Source organism: Pseudonocardia kongjuensis (assembly GCF_039526905.1).
Lineage (GTDB): Bacteria > Actinomycetota > Actinomycetes > Mycobacteriales > Pseudonocardiaceae > Pseudonocardia > Pseudonocardia kongjuensis.
In genome coordinates, this window is the sequence record NZ_BAAAJK010000040.1 from 13,827 (window position 1) to 35,877 (window position 22,051).

The window sequence follows — 22,051 nt, forward strand, 5'->3', positions numbered from 1 at the left end:
AGCGTCACCGGGCGATGACCTCCCGGGCCAGCATCCGGTAGGACGCCGCCGCGGACGACGTGGGCGCCCAGACCGTGATCGGCTCGCCGGCGACCGTCGTCTCCGGGAACTTGATCGTCCGGTTGATGACGGCGTCGAACACCTTCTCGCCGAACGCCTCGACGACCCGGTCGTGCACCTCCTTGGTGTGCAGCGTCCGGGTGTCGAACATGGTCGCCAGTACGCCGAGCAGCCGCAGGTCCGGGTTGAGCCGGTCGGTGACCTTGTCGATCGTGTCCATCAGCAGCGCGACCCCGCGCAGCGAGAAGAACTCGCAGGCCAGCGGGATCAGCACCTCGTCGGCGCAGGACAGCGCGTTGATCGTGAGCAGGCCGAGCGAGGGCTGGCAGTCGATGAGGACGACGTCGTAGTCGGGCAGGAACCGCTTCAGCGACCGGCCGAGCGCCTGCTCGCGGCCGACCTCGGTGACCAGCTGCACCTCGGCGGCGGACAGGTCGATGTTCGACGGCAGCAGGTCCATGTTCTCGACGCCGGTGTCCTGCAGCACCTCGTCGGCCTCGACGTCGCGCTCCATCAGCAGGTTGTAGACGGTCGACTCGAGCTGGTGCGGCTGCACGCCGAGCCCCACCGACAGCGCACCCTGCGGGTCGAAGTCGACGAGCAGGACCTTGCGGCCGTACTCGGCGAGCGCCGCCCCGAGGTTGATGGTGGACGTCGTCTTGCCGACGCCGCCCTTCTGGTTCGCCACGGCGATCACCCGGGCGGGGCCGTGCACGGTCAGCGGCGCCGGTTCCGGCGCGCGGCTGCTGGTGCTGGGGATGCCTCGCCCCGGGGTCGGCGACGACTCGTCGGCCGAGTCGTCGAGCCGGTCCTGGGGTTCCGGCCGCGTGGGGTTCATGCGGTCTCCGGTCTCGTCGTGGGGTGCGTACCGGGTCCCGGGACAGCTGCACCGATCCCGACCCGCACTGTAGGAACCGCCCCCACGTGCGGCAACGCGCCTCGCCGTGCACCTCGCGAACTGATGTCGCAACCTTACCCGCGCCCGGTGACGGTTCCCCGCCGCCCGGGCCCGGCGTGTCGCGGTGCAGCTCAGCCCGGTGTGACCGAGACGCTCCCGGCCGTGCTGCGCGCGATGACGCGGTGATCGGCGCCGGGCTGGTCGGGCACCTCGACGGTGCTGCTGCCGGCGGTCGTCTCGGCGGTGACCCAGTAGGCGGGACCGATCGGCAACCGGACGTCCACCTGCCCGGCCGTCGACTCCGCGGTCACCTCCGGGGCCGCCTCGGCGAACCGCAGGTCGACCCCGCCCGCACTGGACGACGCGGTGACCGAACCCGGCCCGAGGCCGGTGCCGGTGACCTCGCCCGCGCTGGTGCGGACGTCCTGCTCGCCGGTCAGGCCGGAGATCTCGATGCCGCCGGCGGAGAGCTCCACCCGCGACGACGCCTCGGCCGGCACGGTGACGACCAGCCCGGCCTGGCAGCGCTCGCCGCCGGAGTTCGGGCAGCGGGCGCTGATCCGCAGGACGTCGCCGTCCAGCCGGTGCTCGACCTGCGGCCGCGCGTCCCCGGTCCAGCGCAGGTCCTGCTCGACCGACGACTCCGCACCGGCGACCAGCCGCACCGGACCCGCGTCCGAGTCGATCTCGACCCGGGCCACGGCCCCGTCGATCCGGTCGCTGACGTTCTCCTGCTGCTCGGGCCCCGCACTCGCGCACCCGGCCACCACCAGGGACGCCACGGCCCCGACGACCCACGCTCCGTATCGCATCGATCCCGGAACGTAGTCCGTCCGATCCCGGCCCCCGCCGCCGGGTCCGGTGATCACGGATCGGGAACCGGAACGGTCGGCCACCGGTCGTCCCGGTTCCCGATCCGTGATCAGCCCGCGAGGCGCAGCGCGTGCCGGATCTGCGCGACGATCCGGCCCGGTGCGGTGTCCAGGTCGTGCCAGGTCACCCGCAACACCGTCCAGCCGGCGCCCGCGAGCTCGTTGCCCTTGCGGCGGTCGTTGCGGAACCGGACCACGTCGCTGTGCCAGGCCCAGCCGTCGAACTCGACGCCGAGCCGGGCCGCGGGGAACGCGAGATCGAGCTCGTACGGGCCGACCCGGTGGCCGAGCACCCAGCCGTCGATGCCGGCGGAGCGGAGCACCCGGACCAGCCGGCGCTCCGCACCCGATCCGGCCCGGTCGGCCGCGGCGACGAGCAGCTCCCGGGCCCGGCGGGCGCCGGTGGCCCCGGCCGTCCGGCACCAGGCGCCGTGCAGCGCGTCGAACGTGACCCACCGTTGCAGGGCCCGGTCGACCAGCGCCGATCCGTCGTCGAGCGCGGCCGCGGCCTCCAGCACCGTCAGCGGGCGGCCGGTGATCCCGAGCCCGTGGCGCAGCACCCGGTCGGCCGGATCGAGGTCGCGCCGCCGCACCCGGACCCCCGGACGCGGCCGCCGGCGCCTGCTCCGGGGCACCGTGACGTCGACGACCGCAGGCACCACGTCGAGCATCCCCCACCACCACGCCGCCGCCGGGCCGGACACCACACCGCCGGACCACAGCCCCGCCGAGCGGATCCGGGCCCGCGGCCCGTACCGGTGCCCGCGATCGTGGAACACCCCCGGGAACGGCGCCGACCACCGACCGGCCGCGATCCGCCGCCGGGCGGCCTGCGCCGAGATCCCGCAGGCCGCGGCCTGGGCGGCGGTGAGCACGCCGTCCTGTTCCCGCAGCACCCGTGCCAGGTCCATCCCCCGACCCTGCCCACCCCGGTCCGGGCCCGGCCCGGATCGGGCACAACGGTTCGCCCCCGCGAACCCGGGTGATCACGGATCGGGAACCGGGACGGTCGGCCACCGGACGTCCCGGTTCCCGATCGGTGATCAGCCGCGGGCGCGCGGATGCGCCGTGGCGTAGACCTCGCGCAGCGTGTCCACCGTGACGTGGGTGTAGATCTGGGTCGTCGCCACCGACGAGTGCCCCAGCAGCTCCTGCACCACGCGCACGTCCGCCCCGCCGGAGAGCAGGTGCGTCGCGAAGCAGTGCCGCAGGGTGTGCGGGGACACCGACGCCACCACCGCCGGCTCCAGCCCGGACGCCTCGGCGGCCGCGCGCAGCACGTGCCACGCGCTCTGCCGGGACAGCCGGGCGCCACGGGCGTTCAACAGCAGCGCCGGGCTCCCGGCGCCGCGGGTGGCGAGCACCGGGCGGGCGCGCACCCGGTAGGCGTCGACGGCGGCCAGCGCGGGCCGCCCGACCGGCACGATTCGCTGCTTGTTCCCCTTGCCGTGCAACAGGATCGTCCGCGCCTCGGGATCCAGGTCGTCGAGATCGGCGCCGACGATCTCGGAGATCCGGGCGCCGGTCGAGTACAGCAGCTCCAGCAGCGCCCGGTCCCGCAATCCGGTCGGGCCGTCGGCGACGCAGCCGGCCAGGAGCTGGTCGACCTGGTCCACCGAGAGCGCCTTCGGCAGCCGGGACGGCAACGACGGCGGCGCCACCGCGGCGGCGACGTCGGCCGGCACGATCCCCTCCCGGACCGCGAACCGGTGCAGCCCGCGCACCGCGGCCAGCGCCCGTGCGGTCGACGACGCGGCGAGCGGCCGCTCCCCGGTGCGCAGCGCCGCCACGAACGCCGAGACGTCGGCCTCCCGCACCGCGGCGAGATCGTCGCGCCCCGACGACGCCAGGTGCTCGGTGTAGCGGTCCAGGTCGAGCCGGTACGAGCGCAGCGTGTTCTGCGCCCGCCCGCGCTCGACGGCGAGATGGCCGAGGTAGTCCTCGACGACCCGCTCCGGGGACGGCACCGCCGGCTCAGCCCGTCAGTGCCGGGACGACCTCGCGCTCGAACAGCTCGATCCCGGACCGGTCGTAGGCGGCCTCCGGGAAGTAGCAGATCGCGTAGCTCATCCCCTTGTCCTGCAGCGCGGAGAGCTTCTCGACGATCTGCTCGGGGGTGCCGCAGCCGGGCATCCCGCGGAACGCACCGAGCGCGCCCTGGGCCTTCTCCGCCCCGACGAGCGGCTCCAGCCGGGCGACGAGCTGCTGCAGCCGGTCCTCGACCTCGTCCTCGGTGTACCCGATCGCGATGTTGTAGTTCGCCGACCGGACGATCGCGTCGAAGTCGGTGCCCAGCTCGCGGCAGTGCCCGGCGAGCACCTCGGACTTGTGCGCGAAGCCCTCCGGGGTGCCGTCGAAGTTGGTGTACTGCGCGTACTGCGCGGCGATCTTCAGGGTGACCTTCTCCCCGCCGCCGGCGATCCAGAGCGGGATGCCGCCGTCCTGCAGCGGCTTGGGGGCGACGATCGCGTCGTCGACCTGGTAGTGCTTGCCGTCCAGGGTGGCCCGGCCCTCCCGCCACGCCTGCGCGAAGATCTGCACGCCCTCGTCGAGCATCCCGAGCCGCACGCCCGGGCGCGGGAAGCCGTAGCCGTAGGCCCGCCACTCGTGCTCGTACCAGCCGCCGCCGATGCCCATCTCGACCCGGCCCTTGGAGATGACGTCGCAGGTCGCCGCGACCTTCGCCAGGTAGGCGGGGTTGCGGTAGGCCATGCAGGTGCACATCTGGCCGAGCCGCACCCGCTCGGTGCTGGCGGCGAACGCGGCCATCAGGCTCCACGCCTCGTGACAGGCCTCGTCGGTCGGTGCGGGGACGGTGTGGAAGTGGTCGTAGACCCACACCGACTCCCACACGTCGCCGCGGTCGGCGTACTCGGCGAGGCCACGCATGACGTCCCACTGGGCGTTGGTGTCGATACCGACGAGATCGAGTCGCCAGCCCTGGGGCACGAAGAGTCCGAAGCGCATGCACCGAGCCTAGGACCGACCCGCCGACGGCGGCATGTCGCCCGGGCCCGCCCGGATATACCGTCGCCACCATGAGCACCGGGGACCTCGGCCACGCCGAGCAGGAGGACGCGGTGCGGGCACTGTCCCTGCACTTCACCGGTGGCCGCCTGGAGGTCGGCGCGTTCGACGAGCGGGTCCGGCGGGCGCGCGCGGCGGGCTCGTGGGCCGAGCTGGCGGCGCTGTTCACCGACCTGCCCGAGCCGCATCCGGACTTCCCGCCGGGGGTGCGTCCGGGGGAAGGCGGGGCGACCGCGGCACCCCCCGCCGACGGCACGTCCGCCGGATCGGCCGGTGCGACGGCGGCGTACCCGGCGGGCGGCGCGACGGGACCCGGCCCGGACCACCGCACCGCGCCGCCGTGGCCACCGGCCCACGGCGCCCGGCAACCGGCCTTCCCCGGGTTCGCACCCGGGCACGAGTCCACCCCCGCCTGGTACGACGGGTACCCGAACGCCTATCCACCGCATCCCGGCCCGCCCGTCTACGGCGCCTACGCCGGCTACGACGCGGCGGCCCCGTTCGGCCGGGAGCCGTACTCGGGGCGCCCGTACTCGGACCGGCAGCGGATCGTCGGCGGCCTGCTGCAGCTGTTCCTGCCGTTCGGCGTCGGCCGGTTCTACACCGGGCACACCGGGCTGGCGGTGGCACAGCTGCTGGTCACGCTGTTCACCTTCGGGTTCGGGGCGATCTGGTCGTTCGTCGACGGGATCGTGATCCTGGCCGGCAGCCCGACCGACCCGGCGGGCCGGCCGCTGCGCCCCTGACCGGCCACCGTCCCTGATCAGTCACCGTGCCTGATCAGTCACCGTCCCGGCGGCGGGCGAAGCGCTCCGGCCGGTCCACCCACTCGGTCCCGACCGGCCGCGGCTCGGCGTCCCCGGCCAGCACGGCGCCGGCGGCGAGCAGCCCGGCGCAGGTCACCGCGTTGACGATCTCGCCGGCGAACACCATCGCGACGGCCTCGTCGATCGGGATCCAGCGCAGCTCCAGATCGGCCTCCTCGTCGTCACGCAGCACCGGCCGCGGCTGCTCGGTGAGCCCGCGGGCCAGGAAGATCCGGACCGACTCGTCGGAGAAGCCCGGGGACGGGACGACGTCGAGCAGCACCGCCCAGTCGGCCGCGGACAGCCCCGCCTCCTCGGTCAGCTCGCGACCGGCGGTGACGACCGGGTCCTCCCCGGCGACGTCCAGCAGCCCGGCCGGCAGCTCCCAGAGCCTGCGCCGCACCGCGTGCCGGTACTGGTGCAGCATCCGGACCCGCCGGTCGTCGTCGACCGCCAGGACGGCGACCGCGCCGGGATGTTCCAGGATCTCCCGGGTGGCGACCCGCCCGCCGGGCATGACCACCCGGTCCGAGCGCAGCGCCATCACCCGGCCCGAGTAGATGTCGGTGGCCGAGCGGACCGGGAAGTCGTGCTCGCCGGGGCGGGTCACGATCCGGCGACCGGGGACGTGGGGCCGGGGGCCGGCCAGCGCCTGATCTTCACCCCACGGGACACTACTGCTCCCCCGCGGTCCCGCCGCGCAGGAGCATTCGCCCGTACGGGTCACGAATCGGTCTCGGTGACCGCGCGGCCTTGACTCTGGACGAACCCGACACAAAGGATTCTCGGCATGAGCCGGACCATCCTCCTGACGCGTCGTCGTCATGTGGACATGGCCCGTGTCTCCTCGCAGGGTTGTCGACCCCGCCGCTGATCCCCCCTCCGCGGGCCGAGTCCGGTCCCGCGTGAGCGCGATCCTCCGCGCGCCGTCCGGCGCGCTCCCTCCCGCCCGCGCACCCCGTGCTCGCGAGCCGGCCGCGGCGTGCCCAACCCGTTCCAGGAGAACCGATGTCGAGCCCCACCCCGTCCACGTCCGCACCCGACGACGCCGATCCCGGATCCGGTTCCGGCAGATGGCGTCGCCTCGGTCTGATCGGTGCCGCGATCGTCGCGGTGGTCGCCGTCGTCGCGGGCATCGTCGCCGTCAGCGGTGGGGGTGACCAGGCCGGACGCCCCGCCGCCGCGGGCACCCCGATCGTCGAGGACAACTACTCCGACGTCGTCGTCAGCACCGAGTGGCTGGCCGCGAACCTGGACGACCCGTCGATCCGGGTGATCGAGGTCAGCACCGAACCGGGGGTCTACGAACGCGGTCACATCCCCGGCGCCTGGAACTACAACTGGACGACCGACTTCGTCTCGACGGTGAACCGGGACGTCGTCAGCAGGGAGGACTTCACCGCCCTCACCCGGCGCAGCGGTATCGACCCGGACACCACGGTCGTGCTCTACGGCGACAAGGAGAACTGGTTCGCCGCCTGGGGTGCGTGGGTGTTCAACCTCTACGGCCACGAGAACGTCAAGCTGCTCGACGGCGGCCGGGTGAAGTGGGAGGCCGAGGGCCGCACCCTCGACGTCGGCGCCCCGCAGCCGGGCCAGGGCAGCTGGGAGGCCGGCGAGGCGGACCCGAACCTGCGGGCCTTCCTGCCGGACGTGGTCGAGGTGGCGCGCGCCGCGGAGAGCGGCGCCGAGACCGACACCGCGCTCGTCGACATCCGGGGCGCCGCCGAGTTCAACGGCGAGATCTTCGCCCCCGAGGGCTTCCAGGAGACCGCCGTGCGGGCCGGGCACATCCCCGGCGCGGTGAACGTCACCTGGTCCGAGGCCGTCGCCGACGACGGCACCTTCCTGCCGGTCGACGAGCTCCGCGCGCTGTACGCGGAGCAGGGCATCGACGGCAGCAAGCCGATCGTCGCCTACTGCCGGATCGGTGAGCGCGCCAGCCACACCTGGTTCGTGCTCAGCCAGATCCTCGGCTACGACGTGCAGCTCTACGACGGCTCCTGGACCGAGTACGGCAACACCGTCGGCGTCCCGGTGGTCAACAACGCCGGCACCGTCTGGGGCGTCGCGTAACCCATGACAGCCACTCCGGAGCCCGGTTCCCCCACGGTCGGGGGGACCGGGCTCCCGCCCGCCGGGGCCCGGCGCTGGACCCGGGCCGACACCGTCCGCACCGCGGTCGCGCTGGCACTGGCCGGGGCGCTCGCGACCGGGGCGGTGCTGCTGCACGGCGCGCCGGCGCACGGCGCCGACGCGGCGTTCTCGCTGCTCGTCGGTGCGGCGCTCGGGATCGTCTGCGAGCGCGGCCGGTTCTGCTTCTTCTGCATCTTCCGGGACCTGTTCGAGCACCGCGACTCCACCGGCAGCTACGCGATCCTGGCCGCCCTCGCGGTCGGCGCGACCGGGTACGCGGTGGTGTTCTCGCTGTTCGTGCCCGATCCCGGGGCCGGCGGGCTGCCCCCGGGGGCGCACATCGGCCCGGCGGCGTGGACGGTGCTGCTGGCCGGCGCCGCGTTCGGCACCGGCGTCGTGCTCTCCGGTGGCTGCATCGGCGGCCACCTCTACCGGCTCGGTGAGGGCTCGCTACGGGCCGTCCCGGCACTGCTGGGCACCGCGGCCGGTTTCGGGCTCGGTTTCCTGACCTGGAACGCGCTGTACCTGGCCGCGCTGTCCACCGCGCCGGCGCCGTGGCTGCCGAGCACCCTGGGCATCGCCGGGGCGCTCGCCGTCACGCTGGCCGCACTGGCGGTGCCCGCCGTGCTGCTGCTGCGCCGGCTCCCCCGGCAACCGGCCCGTCCCGAGCGCGCGATCACGCTCGCCGGGATCGGCCGCGGCCTGGTCGAACGGCGCTGGCCGACGCTGCTGACCGGAGCGCTGGTCGGCCTGATCGGCGTCGCCGCCTACCTGCGGGTGGAGCCGCTCGGGGTGACCCGGCAGATCGGCAGCAGCACCCGGACCGTGCTGGACGGCGCCGGTGTGCTCCCGGCGACCCTGCACGGCCTGGACACCTTCGCCGGCTGCGCCACGGTCGTCGCCGAGACGGTCCTCGCGAACGGCTGGCTGATCATCGGCCTGGTCGTGGGGTCGCTCGCCGCGGCGCTGCCGGGGCGCCGGTTCCGCATCGAGCCGCTGACCGCGCCCGGGGCGGTGAGCGCGCTGCTCGGCGGGCTGCTGCTCGGCTGGGGTGCGATGACGGCGATCGGCTGCACGTTCGGCGTGCTGCTGTCGGGCATCCAGGCGTTCGCGCTGTCCGGCTGGATCTTCGCGGCCGGGCTGGTCCCGGCGCTGTGGCTGGGGTTCCGGCTGGGGCTGCACCGCATCTGACGCGGCGGCCGGGTACCCGGCCGCCGCGAGCGGGTGACATCCCGCCGGGGATGCGCCGTCAGGTCGGGCCCGCGGTGCTCTCGGCCGGGGCGACGCCGTTCGAACCGGCCTCGGCCGCGGTGTCCTCCGCGGCGCTGCCGTGCCGGCCGGGCAGCTCGACCGGCAGCCGCTCCTCGGCCCGGTAGCGCAGCGCGGCGCGGACGAACGCCGCGAACAGCGGGTGCGGCCGGGTCGGCCGGCTCTTCAGCTCCGGATGCGCCTGGGTGCCGACGAAGAACGGATGCGTCGACTCGGGCAGCTCGACGAACTCGACCAGGGTGCCGTCCGGCGAGGTGCCGAACACCAGCCCGGCCTCGGTCAGCTGCTGGCGGTAGGTGTTGTTGACCTCGAACCGGTGCCGGTGCCGTTCGGAGACCTCCCGGGACCCGTACGCCTTCGCGACGACCGATCCGGGCGCCAGCACGGCCGGGTACGCCCCGAGCCGCATGGTCCCGCCCATGTCCCGCTCCCCGGCGACGACGTCGCGCTGGGTGGCCATCGTCGAGATCACCGGGTGCGGGGTGTCCGGGTCGAACTCCGAGGAGCTCGCGCCGTCCAGCCCGGCGACGCTGCGCGCGGTCTCGATCACCATGCACTGCAGGCCGAGGCACAGCCCGAGGGTGGGGATCCGGCAGGTGCGTGCGTGGGTGATCGCGCCGAGCTTGCCCTCGATGCCGCGGATGCCGAACCCGCCCGGCACGAGGACGGCGTCGACCCCGTCGAGCGCCTCGGCCGCACCGGCCGGGGTCTCGCAGGTGTCCGAGGGGACCCAGCGGATCGTGACCTTCGCGCGGTGGGCGAACCCCCCGGCGCGCAGCGCCTCGGTCACCGACAGGTACGCGTCGGGCAGGTCGACGTACTTGCCGACGAGTGCGATCGTCGCGGTCTCCTGCGGGTGGTGGACGCGGTCGAGCAGGTCCCCCCACACGGTCCAGTCGACGTCGCGGAAGGGCAGCCCGAGCCGCCGGACGACGTAGGCGTCGAGCCCCTCGCCGTGCAGCACCTTCGGGATGTCGTAGATCGACGGGGCGTCCGGTGCGGCGGCGACGCCGTCGATCTCGACGTCGCACATCAGCGAGATCTTGCGCTTCATCGCGTCCGGGATCTCCCGGTCGGCGCGCAGCACCAGCGCGTCGGGCTGGATGCCGATGTTGCGCAGCGCGGCGACCGAGTGCTGGGTCGGCTTCGTCTTCAGCTCACCGGACGGCGCCAGGTAGGGCACCAGCGAGACGTGCAGGAAGAAGCAGTTGTCCCGGCCGACCTCGTGCCGGACCTGGCGGGCCGCCTCGACGAACGGCAGCGACTCGATGTCGCCGATGGTGCCGCCGACCTCGGTGATGACGACGTCCGGTGCGATGCCCTCGGCGTCCGGCGCGGCCATCGCGAGCACCCGGTCCTTGATCTCACCGGTGATGTGCGGGATGACCTGCACGGTGTCGCCGAGGTACTCGCCGCGGCGTTCCTTGGCGATCACCTCGGAGTAGACCTGGCCGGTGGTGACGTTCGCCCGGCCCTGCAGGTCCCGGTCGAGGAACCGCTCGTAGTGGCCGATGTCGAGGTCGGTCTCCGCGCCGTCCTCGGTCACGAAGACCTCGCCGTGCTGGAACGGGTTCATCGTCCCGGGATCGACGTTGAGGTACGGATCGAGCTTCTGCATCGTGACGCGGAGCCCGCGCGCGGTGAGCAGCTGACCGAGGCTGGAGGCGGTCAGTCCCTTGCCCAGCGAGGAGGCGACCCCACCGGTGACGAACAGATGACGGGTGGCGCGAGTCTGCACGGAGTTTCAGCCTACCGATCGCTGTGGGACGGCCGGAACCGGGCCCTCCGAACCGTCCCCGGAGCCGTAGTGACCGGTCCCGCCGCCGTTGCGTTCGGCGAGCGCGAGCACGGTCGCGATCCGTCCGGCGCCGGTGCCGACGCCGTCGACGGTGGACAGCGGATCCCCGGCCGCGCGGGCCGCGCCGACCGCGCCGTGCGCGGCGGCGTCCCGCCCGGCCAGCACCGCACCGGCGCCGCGGCGGTCCAGCTCGGCCGCGAGCGCGGTCGCGGTGGCGGCCGAGCCGGCGGCGTCGACGCCGCCGAACTGCTCCCCGGTGACGACGACGGCGAGCCGCCCCGCCGCCGGGTCGCCGGTCGGCTGCTCGGCGAACCCGCCGCCGGCGAGCCCGGCGAGCACGGCGGACGCCTGCTGCGGGTCGGGTGCGGCCCCGTCGGCCGGGACCAACAGCGCGGCGCCCAGGAGCCCGCCGGCCAGCGTGCCGGCCTCGGACGACGCGGGCAGCTGCGCACCGGAGGGCAGCAGCCGCGCGGACAGGTCGCGGAGCTGGTCGGCCCGGGCCGGGTCGGTGACGGCCGGGGTGAGCACGACCTCGGCGGCGACGGTCCCGCCCGCGGCGGCGACGAGCTCGGCGACGGCCCGGGTGTCGGCCGGATCGGCGCCGAGCGCGACGACGGTGACCGGCACCCCGGTCAGCGTGTCCCGCACGACGTCCGGACCGATCAGGGCGGTGAACTCGTCGCCGGACGCCTGCCGGGCGGCGAGCGTGTCCCGCTCGGCCCGCAGCTGGTCGGTCTCGCTCGTCGTGGCCGAGGCGGCGACCGTGGCCGCGATCCGCTGCGGCAGGCCGACGGTCGCGATCACCACGCCGGCCGCGAGGGCCAGCACGAAGACGGCGACGAGGGCGATCCGGTGGTAGCGCCGCGAGATCACGCCGGGAACCAGGCCCGCACGGTCTCCACGATCCCGCGCGCCCACTCCAGGACCGCGGGTCCCGCGCCGGACACCAGCACGGCGACGACGACGGCGACGATCGCCGCCGCGACGAGCAGCAGCAGCGGCGCGAACGACGACCGGCTGCGGTACATCTGCGCGATCATCGCGCCGTCCACCACCGAGCCGCCGGTCTGCAGCCGGGTGAGGAAGGTGGAGGCGTTGCTGCCGGAGCGGCCGCGGTCGAGGAACTCGGCCATCGACGCGGACAGCCCGACGGTGACGATCATCGCCGCACCGTGGTGGTGGGCGAGCAGCAGGGCGAGGTCCTCGGGATTGGCCATCGACGGGAACGTCACCGCGCTGGCGCCGAGATCCTGCACCCGGTGCAGGCCGGGCGCGTGCCCGTCCGGGAAGGCCGGGACGACGACGTCGGCGCCGCTGGTCAGCGCCTGGTTCGACACCTCGGACGGGTCGGCGACGATCAGGTCCGGCTTGTACCTGGCGTTCATCAGGGCGTCGGCGCCGGCCCCGACGCCGATCAGGACCGGCCGGTACTCCTTGATGTAGGCGCGCAGCCGCTTCAGCACCCGGCTGTGCTCGAACCCGGCGGCGACGACCAGCACCTGCCTGCCGTCGAGCGGGACGTCGACCTCGGGCACGCCGTGCCCGTCGAGCAGCAGCGAGCGCTCCCGGCGCATGAACTCGATGGTGTTGGCGGCGAACGCCTCGAGCTGGTGGGTGAGGCCGGACTTGGCCTCGTCGAGCGCGTCGGCGACGGTGTCCTCGGTCTGCACCCGGCCCTCGCCGAGCGGCTGCTCCCCGGAGTAGAGGACCCCGTCGTGCAGCCGGACCTTCGCGCCGTCCTTGACCGCGCGCATGATCTCGGCGCCGCAGTCGTCGACCAGCGGGACGCCCGCCTCGACGAGCACCTGCGGGCCGAGGTTGGGGAACCGGCCGGAGATCGACGGCGCGGCGTTGACGACCGCGGCGACCCGGGCGGCCACCAGCGCGTCGGCGGTGGCGCGGTCGAGATCGACCTGGTCGAGGACGGCGATGTCGCCGGGCCGGAGCCGGCGCAGCAGGGCCTCGGTACGGCGGTCGGTGCGGACCGGGCCGGTCAGGCCCGGCAGCTCCGGTCGCGAACGGTGCAGCAGGCCGGACAGCTTCATGGGTCGCACTGTGGCAGGTGGGACGGCTGTGACGGCGAAGGCACGCCGGGCCGGGCCGCCGGTTCCCCCGCCGGGCCGGGCGGTCTCACCCGGTTGCCGGACGCCCCGGTGCGACCATCCCCGGGTCCCGGGCCGGCCCGGCCCCGCCGCGGGTCCCGGACCGGCGCGCGGTCCCGGGCCGGCCCGATCCCCCGCCAGCCGGGCCCCGGGCCGTGCGGGCCCCGGGTCGGAGCGGTCCCGGTGCCGCTCACCCCGCTCGCGGGACGCTCCGGCGCCGGGCCCGGCCGGTGGTCGCCGCCGCTCCGGTGCGCCGCGACCGCGCCTCGGCCAGGTCGGCCGGCTCGGCCGCGGTGGACTGCTCCCGGCGGTCCGCCTCCCGGTGCGCGGTGGCAGCGGCGAGCAGCTCCTCGGCGTGGGCGCGGCCGGTGTCGGTGTCGTCCATCCCCGCGAGCATCCGGGCCAGCTCCGCGGTGCGCTCCCCCTCCGCGAGCCGCTGCACGCTGGAGCGGGTCACCCCGGCGGCACCGGACGCCTTCTGCACGACGAGATGCCGGTCCGCGTAGGCCGCCACCTGCGGCAGGTGCGTCACGACGATCACCTGGTGCCGGGCCGCGAGCCGGGCCAGCCGGCGCCCGATCTCGACCGCCGCCCGGCCGCCGACGCCGGCGTCGACCTCGTCGAACACCATGGTCGGCACCGGATCGGCACCGGCCAGCGCGACCTCGAGCGCCAGCATCACCCGGGACAGCTCGCCGCCGGAGGCACCCTTGTGCAGCGGCTGGGCCGCGGCTCCGGCGTGCGCGACGAGCCGGATCTCGACCTCGTCGACACCGCCGGCACCGGCATGGCACTCGCGGCCGCCGACCACCAGCACCGGACCGGAGTCGCCCGCCGGGCGCGGCGCGACGCCGACCTGCAGCCGGGCGTCGCGCATCGCGAGCCCGGCGAGCTCGGCGGTCGTGGCCTCCGCCAGCCGCCCGGCCGCCTCGGTGCGGGCCGCGGTCACCGCCGCGGCGTGCCGGGCCAGCTCGGCCGCCAGCTCGTCCCGGCGGGCGGCGAGCCCGGCCAGCGCGTCGTCGGAGGTGTCGAGGCTGCTGAGCCGCTCGCGGGCGGTGTGCGCCCAGTCCAGGACGCCGTCGGTGTCGGCGGCGTACTTGCGGGTGAGCGAGCGCAGCTCCGCCTGCCGGGCGAGCACCTGCTCCAGCCGTTCCGGGTCCGCGTCGAGCCGGTCCAGGTAGCCGGACAGCTCGGCGCCGGTGTCGGCCAGCACGGCCAGCACCTCCGCGAGCCGCGGCCCCAGCTCCCGCAGCGCCGGGTCACCGCTGCCCTCGGTGAGCGAGCGGGCCTGCCCGACGAGACCGACCGCGCCGGGGAGCTCACCGTCGTCCGGACCGCACAGCGCCGCCCTGGCGGACTCGGCGGCGGCCCGCAGGTCGTCCGCCTCGGCCATCCGGCGGGCCAGCTCGACGAGCTCGCGGTCCTCCCCCGGCTGCGGATCGACGGCCTCGATCTCGGCCAGGCCGTGCCGCAGCATGTCGGCCTCCTGGGCCAGCCGGCGCGCGTTGCCCCGGCGCTCGGCCAGCTCGGCGACGACGGCGGTCCACTCGGAGCGCACCCGCCGGTACTCGGCCAGCGGGACCGCCACCGGGTCGCCGGCGAACCGGTCGAGCAGCGCCCGCTGGTCCGAGCTGCGGAGCAGGCGCAGCTGGTCGTTCTGGCCGTGCACCGCCAGCTGCGCCTCGGCCAGCCTGCCGAGCACCCCGACCGGGACCGACCGGCCGCCCAGGTGGGCCCGGGACCGGCCGTCGGCGGAGACGGTGCGCGCCGCGATCAGGGTGCCGTCGTCGTCCGGTTCGGCGCCGACCTCCTCGGCCAGCTCGACCGCCCCCGGTGACGCCGCGAAGCGGCCCTCGACGACCGCCCGCTTCGCCCCGGCCGACACCCGCGACGACTCCGCGCGGCCGCCGCCGAGCAGGTTCAGTCCGGTCACGACCATGGTCTTGCCCGCGCCGGTCTCACCGGTCAGCACGGTCAGGCCCGGGTCGAGCTCCAGGGTCGCGTCGTCGATCACTCCGAGGCCCTGGATCCGCATCTCGGCCAACATGGGTGGGACCATACGTTCGAACCCTGACGGAGAACATCGCCGACACGCGCCGTGGGCCGAACAGGTGTTCGTACGGTCGTCCCCGTGCGCCGAGCGGTCGATCAGGTGTTCGACGACCGCCGTTGCTGGGCGCCGCGCCAGCCCCGTACCGGGAGATCGAACTTGCGGACCAGCCGGTCGGCGAACGGCTGCGCGGCCAGCCGCACCATCCGCACCGGCTCGGCGGCGCGGGTCAGCTCGACCCGGGCGCCCGGCGGCACCGCGATCGTCCGGCGGCCGTCGCAGTCCAGCACCGCGGACGGTCCGTCCGCGGACACCTCGATCGCGACCGCGCTGTCCGGCGCGACCACCATCGGCCGGGCGAAGAGCGCGTGCGCGTTGCTCGGGACGACCAGCATCGCCTGCACCTGCGGCCAGATCAGCGGGCCGCCCGCCGAGAACGCGTACGCGGTGGATCCGGTCGGTGTGGAGCACAGCACCCCGTCGCAGCCGAACGAGGACACCGGCCGGCCGTCGACCTCCAGCACGACCTCCAGGATCCGGCCCCGGGTGGTCTTCTCGACGACGGCCTCGTTGAGCGCCCAGGTCCGGCCCAGCACGTGCCCGTTGGAACGGACCACGGCCTGCAGCGTCGTCCGTTCCTCGACCTCGTAGGCCCCGGCGGCGAGCTTGTCGAGGGCCTCGTCGAGGGTGTCCTCCTCGGCCTCGGCGAGGAACCCGACGTGGCCCAGGTTCACCCCGAGCAGCGGCACCCCGGACGGCCGGGCGAGATCGGCGGCGCGCAGCAGCGTCCCGTCGCCGCCGAGGACGAGGACCGCCTCCGCGCCGGCCGCGCAGTCCGGCCCGGCCGCGACCTGGACGGGCGCGAGATCGGCCGGCAGATCGGGATCGGCGCCGATCTCCGCCCACTCGTCGGCCAGCACCCGGGTGCGCAGCCCCAGCGCGCCGAGCTCGGCCATCACCCGCAGTGCCGTCTTGCGGTTCGCCGGACGCCCGGTGTGCAGGACGAGCAGGACCTCCCTCATGCCGGGCCGTCCGCGACGGCGGCGGCCAGCATCGGCTCCAGCTCGGGGCCGGGACCGGGTTCGCCGCCGTCGGGGCGCCGCAGGTGCAGGAAGTACTCGACGTTGCCGGACGGGCCGGGCAGCGGGCTGGCCACGGCGCCGAGCACCTGCAGCCCGAGCCCGCCGGCCGCGGTGGCGACGCCGTGCAGCGCCTCGGTGCGCAGTCCCGGGTCGCGGACCACCCCGCCGGAGCCGAGCCGCTGCTTGCCGACCTCGAACTGCGGCTTGACCATCGGGAGCAGGTCCCCGCCGGGAGCGGTGCAGGCGGCGAGCGCGGGCAGCACCGTGCGCAGCGAGATGAAGGACAGATCGGCGACGGTCAGGTCGACCGGCCCGCCGATCTGCTCCGGTTCCAGCGCGCGGACGTTCGTGCGGTCGTGCACCCGGACCCGCTCGTCGGACTGCAGCCGCCAGACGAGCTGGCCGTAGCCGACGTCGACGGCGACGACCTCGCGGGCGCCGCGGTCGAGCAGCACGTCGGTGAAGCCGCCGGTGGAGGCGCCTGCGTCCAGGCAGCGCCGCCCCGCGGGCTCGACGGCCGGGAAGGCCGCCAGCGCGCCGAGCAGCTTCCGGGCACCGCGCGAGGCCCACTCCGGGCCCTCGTCCGGCCGGACGACGACGGGTGCGTCCCGTTCGACGACCGTCGCGGGCTTCGCGGCGGGCATGCCGTTCACGGTGACCCGGCCGGCCGCGATGAGCTCGGCGGCCTGGCCGCGGGACCGGGCGAGCTTGCGCCGGACGAGCTCGGCGTCCAGCCGTGCGCGGGTGGGCGGCACGCTCAGTCCCGTTCCGGCCCGGCGCCCAGGGCGCGGCCGAGCGCGGCGTGCACCCGCTCGAACGCGGCCGGGTGCTCGGAGACCGGCCGGTCGGCGAGATCGTCGAGCCCGGCGACGGCCGCCTCGACGTCGGCACGCAGCGCGGAGACCGGCCGGTCTGCCGCCTGCCGCGGGTCACCGGGACGCGGGCCGGGGGTGGGGACGCTCATCGATGATCTCCGGGGACGGGGGTCTCGCTGGCCACGGTAGCCGAACGCGGACGGGTGCGACCGCGGGCACCGCCCTCGCCCCGCCCACCGGACGGGGCGGGCGTGCTCAGCCGCCGAGCCCGAGCTCGTCGAGCACCCCGGCGGCCGCTCCGCCGTCGGCGGTCACCGGGCCGGCACCGTGCTCCCAGGCTGCCGCGCACAGCGCGCGGAGGGCGTCGACCGCGGGCTCGGGTCCGGTACCGGATCCGCTGAGCCGCAGGCCGTCCGGTCCGTGCTCGACCTGCCAGCCGGGCCGCGGCCCCGGGGTCAGCTCGTCCGGGTGCCGGGCGAGCGCACCCAGGTCGGCACCGAGGTAGGTGGGGCGCAACGCGGGTGGTGCGGCGAGCAGGTCGGCCGGCCCGTTCACCCCGGTCAGCACCATCAACGACGGCGCCCGCAGTGCGTGCGCGCCCTCGATGTCGGTGTCCAGCCGGTCCCCCACGACCAGCGGCCGGGTCGCGTCGCCCTGCGCCTCCCGCAGCAGCCGCGCGGCGGGCTTGCCCGCGACCTGCGGTTGCGCGCCGGTCGCGGTGCGCACGACCTGCACCATGGAGCCGTTGCCGGGCAGCGGGCCGCGGTCGGTCGGCAGGGTCGGGTCGACGTTCGAGGCGATCCACAGCGCGCCGGCCCGGACCGCGACGACGGCCTCGGCCAGCATCCGCCATCCGGTGTCCGGCGAGTGCCCCTGGACGACGGCGACGGCCTCGCCCGCCGTCCCGACCACCGTGAGCCCGCGGGCCCGGACCTCGTCGGCGAGCGCGTCGGTGCCGACGACGAGGACCGGCGCGCCGGCCGGCAGCTGCTCGGCGAGCATCGTGGCGGCGGCCTGCGAGCTGGTGCGGACGTCCCCGACGCCGGCCGGGAACCCCAGCTCGGTCAGGTGCGCCGCGACCGCCGCCGGGCTGCGGGAGGCGTTGTTCGTCACGTAGACGGTCGGCACGCCGCGCGCGGCCGCGCCGAGCACGGCGTCCAGCGCGCCCGGGACGACCTCGGGCCCCCGGTAGAGGGTTCCGTCCAGGTCGGCGAGCAGGACGTCGTGGCGGGACAGCAGGTCGTCGGTCATGAGCGGGCCGTCCCCGGGTCCGCGGGCCCGTCGGCGGCGGGTCCGTCGGCCGCCCCACTGTCGGTGGCGGCACCGTCGGTGGCAGCACCATCTGTGGCAGCACCATCTGTGGCAGCACCGCCAGTGGTGGGGCCGCCGGCTGCCTCGCCGTCAGCGACGGCACCGTCAGTGGCGGGGTCGTCGGCTGCCTCGCCGTCAGCGACGGCACCGTCGGTGGCGGGGTCGTCGGCTGCCTCGCCGTCAGCGACGGCACCGTCGGTGGCGGGGTCGTCGGTGGCGGCACCGTCGGTGGCGGGGCTCGCCGGAGCGGACGCGCTGTCGGGTCCGTCGGCACCCACCGGTCGCTCGGCGTCCACCGGGGTTCCGGCGGGATCGGCCGTGGCCGCCCCGTGGTCGGTCGGTGCGTCGTCGGCGTCCCGGACCGCGACGTCCGGCGCCGTGCTGCCGCGCTGGTCATCGGGCGCGGGAGCCGGGTCCTCGTGGCCGTCGTCCGCGGGTTCCGGGTCCGGCCGGTCGGCGGTCGCCGGTGCGGTGCCCTCCGCGTCCGCGGTGGCCGGTGCGCCACCGTCCGGATATCCGGTGGGGGCCGCGCCGCCGACGGGCGTGCCGTCGACCGGTCGTTCGGCCGGTCCGGTGGTGTCGGGGGACGGATCGGCGGCGCCGCGGGGGTCCGGGCTGTCCGCCGGGTCGTCCGGCAGCTCCTCGTAGCCGATGGTCAGCTCGTCGTCGTCGGACGCGGGGAGCTCCTCACCGGTCAGCTCGGCGATCCGGGCGGCGGCGTCGGTCTGGCCCTCGGTGTCGGCGTCGTGGGCGTGCACGAACCACTGGATGGCGTCGGCCTCGCGCCCGGCGGCGAGCAGGTTGTCGGCGTAGGCGTAGAACAGCCGCGGGCTCCACGGGTCACGCGCGGCCGGGTCGAGCTCGGGCACCTGCAGCCCGACGACGGCCGCGTCGAGCTCGCCGAGGTCGCGCCGGGCACCGGCCGCGACGATGAGCAGCTCGATGCGCTCCTCGCGGCCCAGGTCCCGCGACTCGGGACTGCGGGCCAGGTCGAGCGCCCGCTCGGGCCGGCCGAGCGCACGCTCGATGTCGGCCATGACGTGGACGTGCCCGGGGCCGCCGCCCATCCGGCGGGCGGCGCGGAACTCGCCGAGCGCCTCGTTCCACTCGCCGGCGTGGTAGGCGACGATTCCGGCCGCCTCCCGCACGACGGCGATCCGGGAGGCGCGCCGCCGTGCGTACCGCACGTGCTCGAGCGCCAGCGTCGGGTCCTCATCGACCAGGATCCCGGCCGCGACCAGGTGCCGGGCGACGCTCTCCGCGGTCTCCTTCTGCAGCCCGCGCAGGTCGCGCCGGACGCTCGGGTCGAGCTCGGCGGACGAGACCGAGTCCGGGAGATCCGGCTCGGCGACGAACGTCCGCTCCGCCGACTCCGGGATACGACGGGGGCGGTCGCCGCCGTCGCGGCGGTCTCCCCTGTCTCCCCGGTCTCCCCGGTCACGGCGGGCTCCCCGGTCACCGCGGTCTCCGCGGTCGGGGCCGCCGCGCGAGTCCCGGCCGGGGCCTGCCCGGCGGTCGTCGCGGCGCGCGGGCCGGTCGTCGCGGCGATCGCGATCGGCCCGCTCGCGGTGCGGTGCCGGACGGCCGGACGGCCGGGACTCCGGGGACCGGTCGGCGACGGTCTGCCCGTCCGGCGACGCGGTGGCCGCCTCGGACGTCGCGGGTCGGGCCCGCTCGGTGTCGGTGTGGCCGCTGGTCGCGTCGGCCTGCGCCGTGGCGTCCGCCGAAGCGCCGGCCTGTGCGGCGGCGTCCACCCGGTCGCCGCGCTGCGCGGCAGCAGCCGAGTCGCCGGTGTACCCGGCGGTGCCCGAGTCACCGGCGGGAGCGGCGGTGCCGGCGTCGCCGGTGTACGCGGCGGTGGGCGAGTCGCCGGCGGGAGCGGCGGCGTCCGCCGAACCGCCGGTGTGCGCGGGGGCGTCCGAGTTGCCACTGTGCGCCGCGGTGTCCAAGCCGCCGGTGTGCGCGGCGGCGTCCGAGCCGCCGGTGTGCGCGGCGGCGTCCGAGCCGCGGGCGGGAGCCGCGGTGCCCGAGTCGCCGACGGGATCAGCGCCGTCCGCCGAACCGCTGGTGTGCGCGGCAGAGCCGGTCAGCGCGCCGGACTGCTCCCCGGTGCCGGCCTGTCCGCCGGGCTCGCCGGCCGGGCCGGGCCGTCCGCCGGACTGCTCGTCCTGCCGTGCCGCGAACGCGCGGTCGTGCTCGGACCGGACCGGGCCGACCTGCTCACCGGGCCGGACGTCGTCGCCCCGCTCCGCCGGGCGCGGCTCGTACCGGGCCTCGGAGCCGTCGGCTCGCACCCGGGGGCCGCGATCGGCCGAGCGGTTCCGGTCGTCCCGCCGGCCGGCCGGGCCGTCCGCCCGGTCGTTGCGCGCCCGGTCGGCACCGTCGCGCTCACGGGACGGGCGCTCGGAGCGCTCACGGCGCGGACCAGCGCCGCGGTCGTCCCGGTCCCGGGACGGACGCCCGCCCCGGTCGTCCCGGTAGGACCCGCCGGTGCGCCGGTCGTCGTCGCGGAACGGACGCCCACCGCGCGCGCCGCCCGAGCCCTGCGGACCACCACGGTCGTCACGACCGCGGTAGCCCCGGTCGCCGGACGGCCGGCCGCGGTCGTCCGCGCCACCGGCGCGGTACCCGCCACCGTCACGGTAGGAGCGCGCGGGCCGGTCGTCGCCGCGATTGCCGGTGCTGCGGGGTCGGTCGTCCCGACGGGGTGCCCGGTCGTCGTCCCGGCGCGGACCCGACCGATCCGGCCTGCTGTCGCGCCCGGACCAGGAGGAACCCGAGTCACGCTGCGGTCCCCGGCGGTCCCGGTCGTCGCGGCCGCGGTTGCCGCCGGCCTCGCTGCGTCCGCGGTCGTCGCGCCCGCGGTAACCACCGGACTCACCGCGCCCGCGGTCATCGCGCGCGCGGTAGCCAGGGGACTCACCGCGCCCGCGGTAGCCACCGGAACTGCTCCGGGCCTCGCCGTCACGGCCGCGGTAGCCGCCGCCGCGGCCCTCCCGGTTGCCGCCGCTCTCCGAACGGCCGCGCTCGCCGCCGTCCCGGTCGCGGCGACCGTCGTCCTCGCGACGGCGGTAGCCGCCGCCGTCGTCGTCGCGACGCCGGTAGCCGCCGCCGCTCTCAGCGCGCCCGCGGTGGCCGCCACCGTCGCGGTCGTTCCGGCCGCGGTAGCCGCCAGTCCCGCGGCGTTCGCCGTCGCCGGAGCCGCGGCCCCGGTCGTCGTCCCGGCCGCCGCGACCCCGGTAACCACCGGACTCGGGCCTGCCACGCGACGGGCCGTCGCCCCGACGCCCCTCGTTGTCCCGGCGGGGCCGTCCCGCGCCGCCGTCGTCGGAACCCCGGTAGCCACCGCCGCGGTTCGGCCCGCCGCTCCCGCGGGGCCGGTCGTCGCGGGGCCGGTCGGGGCCGCCGCGCTCGGGTCGGTCGTCGCGCCGGCCGCGCGGCTCCCCCGAGCGTCCGGTCTCGCTCCGGGTCCGGTCGCCACCGCCCTGGCCCCAGCCGGAGCCGGACCGCGAGCCGGCGCCGCCGGACCGCTCCGCGCGCCCGCGGTCACCGCCTCCCCGGCCGCTGCCGGGACGCTTCCCGTCCGTCACGTGCTCAGGGTACAAAGGAACACCGTCACTTCCGCGGTCGGACGACCGCACCGAGCTGACCGTTCCTCCCACCTGGCCAGGTGGGGGCGGTCCCAGAAAAGAGAAAAAGGGGGAGCCCGAACGGTGACAACACCGGAACGGACTCCCCCTTTCAAAGGTTGAATGTCGGCAGCGACCTACTCTCCCACACCCTGTCGAGTGCAGTACCATCGGCGCAGAAAGGCTTAGCTACCGG

18 protein-coding genes are annotated in these 22,051 nt (G+C 76.0%); 3 read left to right on the forward strand and 15 right to left on the reverse strand.

The genetic code is table 11. The features are described from left to right. Positions 1 to 4: 4 nt before the first annotated feature. The 5 genes from ABD160_RS26575 to ABD160_RS26595 all read right to left on the reverse strand — a co-directional run bounded on the left by ABD160_RS26575 (position 5) and on the right by ABD160_RS26595 (position 4,797). Positions 5 to 898 (reverse strand): ParA family protein, encoded by an 894-nt coding sequence (locus ABD160_RS26575; RefSeq protein ID WP_344027269.1) that lies wholly within the window; start codon positions 896 to 898, stop codon positions 5 to 7. A 191-nt stretch (positions 899 to 1,089) separates the two neighbouring features. Further along, positions 1,090 to 1,770 (reverse strand): DUF4097 family beta strand repeat-containing protein, encoded by a 681-nt coding sequence (locus ABD160_RS26580; RefSeq protein WP_344027271.1) that lies wholly within the window; start codon positions 1,768 to 1,770, stop codon positions 1,090 to 1,092. A gap of 110 nt (positions 1,771 to 1,880) precedes the next feature. Then, positions 1,881 to 2,741, reverse strand: coding sequence for an endonuclease domain-containing protein (locus tag ABD160_RS26585; RefSeq protein WP_344027273.1), 861 nt, complete (start codon positions 2,739 to 2,741; stop codon positions 1,881 to 1,883). A 132-nt stretch (positions 2,742 to 2,873) separates the two neighbouring features. Further along, positions 2,874 to 3,797, reverse strand: a complete 924-nt coding sequence (locus tag ABD160_RS26590; protein ID WP_344027275.1) for a site-specific tyrosine recombinase XerD — start codon at positions 3,795 to 3,797, stop codon at positions 2,874 to 2,876. Positions 3,798 to 3,804: 7 nt separating this feature from the next. Then, positions 3,805 to 4,797: an LLM class F420-dependent oxidoreductase gene (locus ABD160_RS26595; protein WP_344027277.1), complete on the reverse strand. Its 993-nt coding sequence runs from the start codon at positions 4,795 to 4,797 to the stop codon at positions 3,805 to 3,807. Between the two features lie 71 nt (positions 4,798 to 4,868). Here ABD160_RS26595 and ABD160_RS26600 point away from each other — a divergent pair, with 71 nt between their 5' ends. Beyond that, complete coding sequence (locus ABD160_RS26600) at positions 4,869 to 5,603, forward strand: DUF1707 domain-containing protein (RefSeq protein ID WP_344027279.1); 735 nt, start codon at positions 4,869 to 4,871, stop codon at positions 5,601 to 5,603. 34 nt (positions 5,604 to 5,637) lie between these two features. Here the strand turns inward: ABD160_RS26600 and ABD160_RS26605 are convergent, their stop codons facing one another. After that, positions 5,638 to 6,273: an NUDIX domain-containing protein gene (locus tag ABD160_RS26605; protein ID WP_344027281.1), complete on the reverse strand. Its 636-nt coding sequence runs from the start codon at positions 6,271 to 6,273 to the stop codon at positions 5,638 to 5,640. Between the two features lie 398 nt (positions 6,274 to 6,671). Between ABD160_RS26605 and ABD160_RS26610 the strand changes: the two genes are divergently transcribed. Both ABD160_RS26610 and ABD160_RS26615 read left to right on the forward strand, forming a co-directional pair. Further along, positions 6,672 to 7,739 carry a sulfurtransferase gene (locus tag ABD160_RS26610; protein ID WP_344027283.1) on the forward strand — a complete coding sequence of 356 codons (1,068 nt, stop codon included), beginning with the start codon at positions 6,672 to 6,674 and terminating at the stop codon, positions 7,737 to 7,739. Between the two features lie 3 nt (positions 7,740 to 7,742). Then, the gene (locus ABD160_RS26615; protein WP_344027285.1) at positions 7,743 to 8,990 is read left to right on the forward strand and encodes a YeeE/YedE family protein; all 1,248 of its coding nucleotides are present in this window, start codon (positions 7,743 to 7,745) and stop codon (positions 8,988 to 8,990) included. Positions 8,991 to 9,048: 58 nt separating this feature from the next. Here ABD160_RS26615 and pyrG read toward each other — a convergent pair whose 3' ends face one another. The 9 genes from pyrG to ABD160_RS26660 all read right to left on the reverse strand — a co-directional run bounded on the left by pyrG (position 9,049) and on the right by ABD160_RS26660 (position 21,816). Continuing rightward, positions 9,049 to 10,806, reverse strand: coding sequence for a CTP synthase (gene pyrG / locus ABD160_RS26620; protein WP_344027287.1), 1,758 nt, complete (start codon positions 10,804 to 10,806; stop codon positions 9,049 to 9,051). Positions 10,807 to 10,812: 6 nt separating this feature from the next. Further along, positions 10,813 to 11,739, reverse strand: a complete 927-nt coding sequence (locus ABD160_RS26625; protein WP_344027289.1) for a copper transporter — start codon at positions 11,737 to 11,739, stop codon at positions 10,813 to 10,815. Then, positions 11,736 to 12,911: a putative cytokinetic ring protein SteA gene (gene steA / locus ABD160_RS26630; RefSeq protein ID WP_344027291.1), complete on the reverse strand. Its 1,176-nt coding sequence runs from the start codon at positions 12,909 to 12,911 to the stop codon at positions 11,736 to 11,738. The genes ABD160_RS26625 and steA overlap by 4 nt, the downstream gene beginning before the upstream one ends. 247 nt (positions 12,912 to 13,158) lie before the next feature. Beyond that, positions 13,159 to 15,015, reverse strand: a complete 1,857-nt coding sequence (recN, locus tag ABD160_RS26635; RefSeq protein ID WP_344027293.1) for a DNA repair protein RecN — start codon at positions 15,013 to 15,015, stop codon at positions 13,159 to 13,161. Positions 15,016 to 15,116: 101 nt separating this feature from the next. Further along, positions 15,117 to 16,040, reverse strand: coding sequence for an NAD kinase (locus ABD160_RS26640; protein WP_344027295.1), 924 nt, complete (start codon positions 16,038 to 16,040; stop codon positions 15,117 to 15,119). Next, a complete protein-coding gene (locus tag ABD160_RS26645) occupies positions 16,037 to 16,855 on the reverse strand; it encodes a TlyA family RNA methyltransferase (RefSeq protein WP_344027297.1) in 819 nt (272 codons plus the stop codon). The genes ABD160_RS26640 and ABD160_RS26645 overlap by 4 nt, the downstream gene beginning before the upstream one ends. 2 nt (positions 16,856 to 16,857) lie before the next feature. Continuing rightward, on the reverse strand, positions 16,858 to 17,064 hold the full coding sequence (locus ABD160_RS26650) for a hypothetical protein (RefSeq protein WP_344027299.1): 207 nt from the start codon (positions 17,062 to 17,064) through the stop codon (positions 16,858 to 16,860). Positions 17,065 to 17,170: 106 nt separating this feature from the next. Next, complete coding sequence (locus ABD160_RS26655; protein ID WP_344027301.1) at positions 17,171 to 18,166, reverse strand: HAD hydrolase-like protein; 996 nt, start codon at positions 18,164 to 18,166, stop codon at positions 17,171 to 17,173. Beyond that, positions 18,163 to 21,816: a hypothetical protein gene (locus tag ABD160_RS26660; RefSeq protein WP_344027303.1), complete on the reverse strand. Its 3,654-nt coding sequence runs from the start codon at positions 21,814 to 21,816 to the stop codon at positions 18,163 to 18,165. Before ABD160_RS26660 ends, ABD160_RS26655 begins: the two co-directional genes overlap by 4 nt. Between the last annotated feature and the right edge of the window lie 235 nt (positions 21,817 to 22,051).